This window comes from Halomonas sp. SL1 (genome assembly GCF_003030865.2).
Classification (GTDB): domain Bacteria; phylum Pseudomonadota; class Gammaproteobacteria; order Pseudomonadales; family Halomonadaceae; genus Halomonas; species Halomonas halophila.
Genome location: NZ_PYUQ02000008.1, coordinates 128,574 through 137,323 on the forward strand (window position 1 = coordinate 128,574; position 8,750 = coordinate 137,323).

The window sequence follows — 8,750 nt, forward strand, 5'->3', positions numbered from 1 at the left end:
CGCTCTCATCGGAATCGGAGGCAAGATGGGCCGTCGCTTCAGTGATCTCACCGCCGCCTGCCAGGCCGACTGGCGCGCCTACACCGAGCACGACTTCGTCCGCGCCCTGGGCGCCGGCACGCTCGAGGCGGACGCCTTCCGCCACTACCTGCAGCAGGACTACCTGTTCCTGATCCACTTCGCCCGCGCCTACGCCCTGGCCGCCTACAAGAGCCGCGACCTCGACGAGCTGTGCCAGGCCTTCGACGGCCTGAAGACCATCCTCGACGTCGAACTGGACCTGCACCGCGGCTTCTGTCGCGACTGGGGCATCACCGAAGACGACCTGGCGGCGCTGCCCGAGGCCCGCGCTACCCTGGCCTACACCCGCTTCGTGCTCGACGCCGGCAGCCGCGGCGACCTGCTCGACCTGCGCGTGGCGCTGGCCCCCTGCCTGGTGGGCTACGGCGAGATCGCCAACTGGCTCGAGGCGCAGCCGTTCACCGTGCGCGGCGACGCCAACCCCTATGACGCCTGGATCGCCATGTATCAGGGCGACGACTTCCAGCGGGCGATGCACGCCGAGATCGCCTGGCTGGACGCGCGCCTGGCCGAGGTGACGCCGGCGCGCTTCGACCAGCTGGCGCGGCTGTTCCGCGACGCTACCCGGCTGGAGATCGACTTCTGGCAGATGGGGCTGGATCGCGCGGACTGAGCTCCACCTTCCTTGACTGCCGAGCTTTTCCGGCGACAAGACCACGCGAGGCGCTGTGAACCCATCCCTGGGCGCTAACTTTTGCCCTGCGGCACTCTCGCATCCTGCTCCGTTTGCAGGACCAGTGCTGGCCATCCATGGCCAGCCCGTTCGGCGAGGATCGCCTCACCCATGGCAAAAACCCTCGCTTTGTCTTGCCCCCGGCGCTCGGCTAGCACCGCGCCAGCTCGGCCCCTGGCCCACGATAGAAAAAAAGTAGGTAGGAAGAAGAAAGGCAATGACACGGCCCGCCCAGCGGCGGGCACCACCACGCTTGACGGGGTGCCGTTGAAGACGGCTGAGATCATGCGGCGCGAGGCGCCGGAGCATGGATCCCGTTGAACCTGAACTGGCTAGGACCAGCGTAGGGATCAAGCGACACGCGGCGGCGCCTCGGCGTCGGCCGCCCCTGTCCTCCCCGACGGTCCTCCCTGACGAACCACTCAAGCCAAGGGAGCACGACCATGAGCAAGACCATCCATTTCCTCAACGAGAACGCCCGCGTCGACGCCGCCGCCGTGGCCCCGCTGGCCGGCTCGCGCAAGGTCTTCGTCGAAGGCTCGCGACCCGATATCCGCGTGCCCTTCCGCGAGATCGGCCTGTCACCAACCCGCACCTCCGGCGCAGATGAAGAAAACCCGCCGCTGCTGGTCTACGACACCTCCGGCCCCTACACCGACCCCGAGGCCGACATCGACCTGCGCCGCGGCCTGCCCGAGCTGCGCCGCGACTGGATCGAGGCCCGCGACGACACCGAGTTCCTCGACGGCCCGACCTCGGAGTACGGCCGCCGCCGCGCCAACGACCCCATGCTGGCCCCACTGCGCTTCGAGCTGACCCGCATGCCCCGCCGGGCCAAGGAAGGGAAGAACGTCACCCAGCTGCACTATGCGCGCCAGGGCATCGTCACCCCCGAGATGGAATTCATCGCCATTCGGGAAAACCAGAAGCGCCAGACGATGGGCACCGAAGAGGTCGAGCGCATCCTCGGCCACCAGCACCCGGGCGAGGCCTTCGGCGCCCGCCTGCCCGAGGAGATCACCCCCGAGTTCGTGCGCGACGAGGTGGCCGCCGGCCGCGCCATCATCCCCAACAACATCAACCACCCGGAATCCGAGCCGATGATCATCGGCCGCAACTTCCTGGTGAAGATCAACGGCAACCTCGGCAACTCGGCGGTCACCTCGTCCATCGAGGACGAGGTCGACAAGATGACCTGGGGTATCCGCTGGGGCGCCGACACCATCATGGACCTGTCCACCGGGCAGAACATCCACGAGACCCGCGAGTGGATCATCCGCAACGCCCCGGTGCCGATCGGCACCGTGCCCATCTATCAGGCGCTGGAGAAGGTCAACGGCGTGGCCGAGGACCTGACCTGGGAGGTGTTCCGCGACACCCTGATCGAGCAGGCCGAACAGGGCGTCGACTACTTCACCATCCACGCCGGCGTGCTGCTGCGCTACGTGCCGCTCACCGCTAGACGCACCACCGGCATCGTCTCCCGCGGCGGCTCGATCATGGCCAAGTGGTGCCTCTACCACCACCGCGAAAGCTTCCTCTACGAGCACTTCGAGGAGATCTGCGAGATCTGCAAGCGCTACGACATCGCCTTCTCGCTGGGCGACGGCCTGCGCCCGGGCTCGGTGGCCGACGCCAACGACGAGGCCCAGTTCGCCGAGCTCGAGACCCTGGGCGAGCTGACCCGCATCGCCTGGGAGCACGACGTCCAGGTGATGATCGAGGGCCCCGGTCACGTGCCGATGCACCTGATCAAGGAGAACATGGACAAACAGCTCCGCGAGTGCGACGAGGCGCCCTTCTACACCCTCGGGCCGCTGACCACCGACATCGCGCCGGGCTACGACCACATCACCTCCGGCATCGGCGCGGCGATGATCGGCTGGTACGGCTGCGCCATGCTCTGCTACGTGACCCCCAAGGAGCACCTGGGCCTGCCCAACAAGGACGACGTCAAGACCGGCATCATCACCTACAAGATCGCCGCGCATGCTGCTGATCTCGCGAAGGGTCACCCGGCCGCCCAGCGCCGTGACAATGCCCTGTCGAAGGCACGCTTCGAGTTCCGCTGGGAGGACCAGTTCAACCTCGGCCTCGACCCGGACACCGCCCGCGAGTACCACGACGAGACCCTGCCCAAGGACTCGGCCAAGGTGGCCCACTTCTGCTCCATGTGCGGGCCCAAGTTCTGCTCGATGAAGATCAGCCAGGAGGTTCGCGACTACGCGGCCGACAACGGCCTCGAAGGCGACCGCGCCGTGGTGGAGCGCGGCATGGCCGAACAGGCCGAGAAGTTCCGCGACCAGGGCGCCGAGCTGTACAAGGAGGTCTGACCTCCCGCCTTGATGCAGAACGCCGCGCCGGCTGCATGCCGGCGCGGCGTTTTTCATGCGGCCAAACGGGTTCAGTTTGCCGCGGGCACGGGAGCAACGACCTCGTTGTCTTCCGTCGAGTCACGCCCGCCCGGCGCGAAGCGCAGCAGCCGCAGGGCGTTGAGCGTGACCAGCACGGTGGCGCCGGTATCGGCCAGGATCGCCAGCCACAGCCCGGTGATGCCGAGCACGGTGGTCACCAGGAACAGCCCCTTGAGCCCCAGGGCGATGGCGATGTTCTGGCGGATGTTGGCCATGGTCGCCCGCGCCAGCCGGATCAGCGCCGCCGCGTCGCCCACCCGGTTGCGCAGCAGCGCGCCGTCGGCGGTCTCCAGCGCCACGTCGGTCCCCGAGCCCATGGCCACGCCCACCTGGGCGCTGGCCAGGGCCGGGGCGTCGTTGATGCCGTCACCGATCATCATCGTCCGCTCATGGCCGGCCAGCTCACGGATCGCCTCGACCTTGCCCTCCGGCATAAGCCCGGCGCGACGCTCGATGCCGAGGCGCCCGGCGATGGCCGCGGCGGTGCGATCGTTGTCGCCGGTCAGCATCACCGAGCGCACGCCCAGCGCCGACAGCGCCTGCACGCCGGCCTCGGCATCGGGCCGCGGCTCGTCGCGCAGGGCGATGGCCCCCAGCGCCACGCCGTCCTCGACCGCCACGATCACCGTCTTGCCCTCGGCCTCGAGTTCCTCGATTCGCGCGGCCAGCGCCTCGGCCAGCGTGCCGCGATCGGCCACGTGGCGCGGCGCGCCGACGAAGGCCCGGCGACCCTCGATCAGCGCCTCGACGCCCTGCCCGGGCACCGCCCGGGCCTCGCTGACCCTTGAGGCCGCGACCTGCTGCGCCTCCGCATGGGCGACCACCGCCTGCGCCAGCGGATGGCTGGCGTCGCGCTCCAGGCCCGCGGCCAGGGCGATCACGTCCTGCGCGGCCACGGCGTCGCTTGCCGGCACCACATCGGTCACCCGCGGCCGGCCCTCGGTCAGGGTGCCGGTCTTGTCGAAGGCGACCGCCTCGGTGCGGGCGGCGGCTTCGATCACCGCACCGCCCTTGAGCAACAGCCCGTGCCGGGCGCCGCTGGAGAGCGACGAGGCGATCGATGCCGGCACCGAGATCACCAGCGCGCAGGGGCAACCGATCAGCAGCAGCGCCAGGGCGCGATAGGTCCACTCGCCCCATTCGCCGCCCAACGCCAGCGGCGGCACCACGGCCACCAGCACCGCCAGGCCGACCACCGCCGGCATGTAGACGCGGCTGAAGCGGTCGATGAAGCGCTCGGTGGGCGCCCGCGCCTCCTGGGCTTCCTCCACCAGCCGGATGATGCGTGCGATGGTGTTGTCCTCGGGCGGCCGGGCCACGCGCAGCCGCAGCACGCCGTCATGGTTGATCGAGCCGGCGAACACCTCGTCGCCCTCGCCCCGGTCCCGCGGCACCGACTCGCCGGTCACCGGCGACTCATCGATCGACGAGCGGCCCTCGAGGATGGTGGCGTCGGCGGGGATGCGGTCGCCGGGGCGCACCACCACCACCTGGCCGACCGCCAGATGTGCCGCATCCACCGTGCGCGTCTCGCCGGGGGCGACTTCCAGGCGTGCCTCGCGAGGCACCAGATCGGCCAGCGCGCGGATGCCCGAGCGGGCCCGGTCCGCGGCCACGCCCTCGAGGATCTCGCCGATAGCGAACAGCAGCACCACCATGGCCGCCTCCTCGGCGGCGCCGATGATCAGCGCACCGCCGGCGGCCAGGGTCATCAGCATCTCGATGGTGAACGGCATGCCGACCCGCGCCGCACTCACCGCACGGCGAGCGACCGGCGCCAGTCCGATCAGGCAGGCCGCCAGGAAGGCCCAGTGGGCCACCTCCGTTCCGACGGTGAAGCGCAGCAGCGTGGCCACGCCGAGCGCCACCCCGGTGGCCAGCACCAGCCGCCCCTTGGCGGTGGCATGCCAGCGCCGGGGCGAGGCGTCATCACCCCGACGGAAATGATCGGCATGATCGCGCCCGGCACAGCAGCCGGCGCCCGAAGGCGCCTCGGCATCGTCCTGCGCCGACTGGCGCCGAACGCCATAGCCCAACCGCTCGACCAGCGACGCCACGTCCTCGGGCGCCGTGCGGCCGGTATCCAGATCGAGGGCCAGCGAGCCCTGCATGACCGAGACCTTCACGTCAGCCACGCCATCCAGACGCTCCAGCGCGCCGCGGATCTTGCCGGCGCAGCTCGGACAGTCCATGCCTTCCACGCGCCACTGGTGTCGCTGGAGTGCACCCTTTTCAGCTTCCTGCGCGGCGTCTTGCGCCATCCTGACCTCCTCGGGGCTCGTCATCGAAACATGGCATCAGCCTAGAGCCTCTAGCCGCTATAGACTCAAGCGGTGATGACGCCGGGCACGACACCGCCAGCATGGACAGCTGGCACGCGGCCTGCATGCTTAAGGAAACCCCCAACGAGAGGCGATCGCCATGCCGGCACCCTCCCTTTCGACGCCACTTGGCGCCGAGGCCTTCCATGAGCGCGCCCATCGCCACCTGACGATGCTCTACGGCCCCCGCGCCGACGAGGTGCTGCGCCGGCTGTTCACCCTGCTGGCGCATCAGGCCCCCATGACGCCCCCGGATGGTGAGGCACCGCCCGCCCGTCCGCTGTGGAGTGAACGCGACCAGTGGCTGATCGCCTACGGCGACAGCCTGGTCGACGGCGAGCAGCCACCGCTCGACGTCCTCGACGACTTCGTCGCCGGCCGCCTCGGAGAGACCTTCAGCGGCGTGCACCTGCTGCCCTTCTTCCCCTGGAGCAGCGACGATGGCTTCTCGGTCATCCACTACCGCGAGGTCGATCCCAAACTCGGCGACTGGCCCCAGGTCCGCCGCCTTTCCCGTCGCTTCGATCTGGGGGTCGACCTGGTGCTCAACCACGTCTCACGGGAATCGCTGTGGTTCGCCGACTATCTCGGCGGCAACCAGCCCGGCCGCGACTACTTCATCGAGATGGATCCCGAGACCGACCTCTCGGCGGTGGTGCGGCCACGCAGCTCGCCGCTGCTGGTCAAGGTGCCGACCCGCCGCGGGCCCCGTCACCTGTGGGCGACCTTCTCCGAGGATCAGATCGACCTGAACTTCGCCAACCCCGACGTGCTGCTGGAGTTCGTCGGTATCCTGCTGTTCTACCTCTGCCAGGGCGCGCGAGTGATCCGCCTGGATGCCATCGCCTACCTGTGGAAGAAGGTCGGCACCTCCTGCATCCACCTGCCCGAGACCCACGAGGTCGTGCGGCTGCTGCGCGCCATCGCCGATCACGTGGCGCCGGGCACGCTGATCCTCACTGAGACCAACGTGCCGCACCGCGAGAACATCAGCTACTTCGGCCTGGATCGGCTGGAGCAGGACGGCACGCCGCCGGACGAGGCCCACCTGGTCTATCAGTTCCCGCTGCCGCCGCTGCTGCTGCACACCTTTACCAGTGGCGAGGCCGGCACCCTGGCGGCCTGGCTGCGCAGCCTGCCCGCACTGCCCCCGGGCTGCAGCTTCCTCAACTTTACCGCCAGCCACGACGGCATCGGCGTACGCCCGCTGGAGGGCTGGCTGCCCCACCACGAGGTCGAGGCGCTGCTCGAGCTGATGCACCGCTTCGGCGGCTTCGTCAGCATGCGCACCAAGGACGATGGCGAGGACTCGCCCTACGAGATCAACATCACCTGGTTCGACGCCATGAAGGGCACGAGACGCGGCGCGGACCCCTGGCAGATGCCGCGTTTCCTGTGCAGCCAGCAGCTGATGCTCGGCCTCAAGGGCATCCCGGCGCTGTATCTGCACGCGCTGACCGGCACCCTCAACGACATCGAAGGCATGGAACGCAGCGGCCGGCTGCGCTCGATCAATCGCCACCGCTGGGACCGTGGTGCCCTGGAGCGGCTGCTCGACAGCCCGCACACCTCGACCCACCAGGCCTTCACGGCGCTGACGCTGCTGCTCGAGGTCCGCCGCGACGAGCCCTGCTTCCATCCCGACGTGCCGCAGCGGGTGATCGAGACGCCGACGTCGCTGCTGGTCGTCGAGCGCGGCCCGCTGGACGACGGGCGCCGGCTTCTGGCGATCCACAACGTCACCGACCGCCCCCAGCCGCTGGCGCTGGAGGATCTGAACAAGGGCGTGTGGCGGAACCGGCTCGACGGCGAGATCTGGCAGGCGGAACATAGCCTGCCGCCCTACGGCGCCCTGTGGCTGGTACATCAGCCATAAGCTGGCAGACAGCGCAAAGAACACCGCCCCCATGGCAAGCCAATGGGGGTGGTTCTTCTTCCAGCTTCCAGGCGCGAAGCGCCGCTCTTCAAGCTTCCGGCTACCGACCTCAGTCCGGGGCGTTATCGGCTTCCACCACCTCGGCCATGCGCGGCAACAGGTCGGGGATGGCCGCCCGCACCCGGTTCCAGCTGGGAATGAAGGGACGCTCGCCGGGATTGTCGAGGAAGACGCCGCCGGCCTCGAGCAGGTTGGTGGCGAACAGCTCCACCGCCCGCTCCTCGCTGTGGCGATCCAGGCTCAGGCCGTTCATCCGCGCGTCGTGGTCGTAGGCCTCGATCAGGTCCAGCGCCATGCGATAGTAGGTGGCCTTCAAGGTGCGGAAGCCCTCGGCGCTGAAGGTCACCCCCTGGGTCGCCAGCTTGCGGTAGAGCGCCTTGGCGATATCCAGGCTCATGCGATTGAGCCCGCCGGAGGCGTCCTCCTCCGAGACCGGCTGATGCTTGTGATCGTAGCTGTCGGCGAGATCCACCTGACACAGCCGCCGGGTGGTGTAGTGGCGATGGACCTCGGAAAGCACGCCGATCTCCAGGCCCCAGTCGGCGGGAATGCGGATGCCATCGAGCACCTCGGTGCGCATGGCGAACTCGCCGGACAGCGGATAGCGGAAACAGTCCAGGTACTCGAGGTACGGCAGCGGCCCGAACATCTGCTTGAGCGCGCGCAGCAGCGGCGTGACCATCAGCCGCGAGACCCGACCGTTGAGCCGCCCGTCGGCGATGCGGGGGTAGTAGCCCTTGCAGAACTCGTAGTTGAAGTAGGGATGCGCGACCGGATAGAACAGCCGCGCCAGCATGCCGCGGTCGTAGGTGAGGATGTCGCAGTCGTGCAGCGCCACCGCCTCGCTGCGCCCGGAAGCCTGCACGTAGCCGGCGCAGTACCAGACGTTGCGCCCTTTGCCCGGCTGCTGGGGCGCGAGGCCCTGTGCTTCCAGCTCGGCGTCCAGGGCGCGCAGCCCCGGGCCGTCGTTCCACAGGATGCGATGGCGCTGGGGCAGCCGCGAGAAGAACGCGCGGGCCCGGTCGAACTGGTCGCGATCGGCCCGGTCGAGGCCGATCACGATCTCGGCCAGATAGGGCACCCTGGCCAGCTCGTCGACGATATTCGCCAGCGCCGGCCCCTCCAGCTCGGAGTACAGCGAGGGCAGGATCAGGCTCATCGGCCGCTGTGCCGCGAAGCGCACCAGATCGTCCTCGAGGGCCTCGACCGGCCGGCGGGTCAGATTGTGAAAATCGGTGATGATGCCGTTCTGGTGGAAATCGCTCATGGGCTGACGCTCCCCGTGTCATCGTTATCGGTGCTGGACCTGTCTCTTATACACATCT

5 protein-coding genes and 1 riboswitch are annotated in these 8,750 nt (G+C 69.0%); of the genes, 3 read left to right on the forward strand and 2 right to left on the reverse strand.

The features are described from left to right. Nucleotides 1–25: 25 nt before the first annotated feature. Both tenA and thiC read left to right on the forward strand, forming a co-directional pair. On the forward strand, nucleotides 26–694 hold the full coding sequence (gene tenA, locus C9J49_RS03270) for a thiaminase II (RefSeq protein WP_107182535.1): 669 nt from the start codon (nucleotides 26–28) through the stop codon (nucleotides 692–694). 307 nt (nucleotides 695–1,001) lie between these two features. Continuing rightward, nucleotides 1,002–1,121, forward strand: a riboswitch (TPP riboswitch). A 76-nt stretch (nucleotides 1,122–1,197) separates the two neighbouring features. After that, nucleotides 1,198–3,087 (forward strand): phosphomethylpyrimidine synthase ThiC, encoded by a 1,890-nt coding sequence (gene thiC, locus C9J49_RS03275; protein ID WP_107182536.1) that lies wholly within the window; start codon nucleotides 1,198–1,200, stop codon nucleotides 3,085–3,087. A 71-nt stretch (nucleotides 3,088–3,158) separates the two neighbouring features. Here thiC and C9J49_RS03280 read toward each other — a convergent pair whose 3' ends face one another. Continuing rightward, nucleotides 3,159–5,429 carry a heavy metal translocating P-type ATPase gene (locus C9J49_RS03280; protein WP_107182537.1) on the reverse strand — a complete coding sequence of 757 codons (2,271 nt, stop codon included), beginning with the start codon at nucleotides 5,427–5,429 and terminating at the stop codon, nucleotides 3,159–3,161. Nucleotides 5,430–5,589: 160 nt separating this feature from the next. Here C9J49_RS03280 and C9J49_RS03285 point away from each other — a divergent pair, with 160 nt between their 5' ends. Then, nucleotides 5,590–7,365, forward strand: coding sequence for a sugar phosphorylase (locus C9J49_RS03285; protein ID WP_107182538.1), 1,776 nt, complete (start codon nucleotides 5,590–5,592; stop codon nucleotides 7,363–7,365). 109 nt (nucleotides 7,366–7,474) lie between these two features. Here C9J49_RS03285 and C9J49_RS03290 read toward each other — a convergent pair whose 3' ends face one another. Next, entirely contained in the window at nucleotides 7,475–8,692 is a 1,218-nt protein-coding gene (locus C9J49_RS03290) for a glycosyl transferase (protein WP_107182539.1), read from the reverse strand. Nucleotides 8,693–8,750 lie beyond the last annotated feature (58 nt).

Excerpts from the sequence above, each read along its gene's own strand:
- tenA (WP_107182535.1), top strand. The coding sequence starts at position 26 with ATGGGCCGTCGCTTCAGTGATCTCACCGCCGCCTGCCAGGCCGACTGG.
- thiC (WP_107182536.1), top strand. The coding sequence starts at position 1,198 with ATGAGCAAGACCATCCATTTCCTCAACGAGAACGCCCGCGTCGACGCC.
- C9J49_RS03280 (WP_107182537.1), bottom strand. The coding sequence starts at position 5,429 with ATGGCGCAAGACGCCGCGCAGGAAGCTGAAAAGGGTGCACTCCAGCGA.
- C9J49_RS03285 (WP_107182538.1), top strand. The coding sequence starts at position 5,590 with ATGCCGGCACCCTCCCTTTCGACGCCACTTGGCGCCGAGGCCTTCCAT.
- C9J49_RS03290 (WP_107182539.1), bottom strand. The coding sequence starts at position 8,692 with ATGAGCGATTTCCACCAGAACGGCATCATCACCGATTTTCACAATCTG.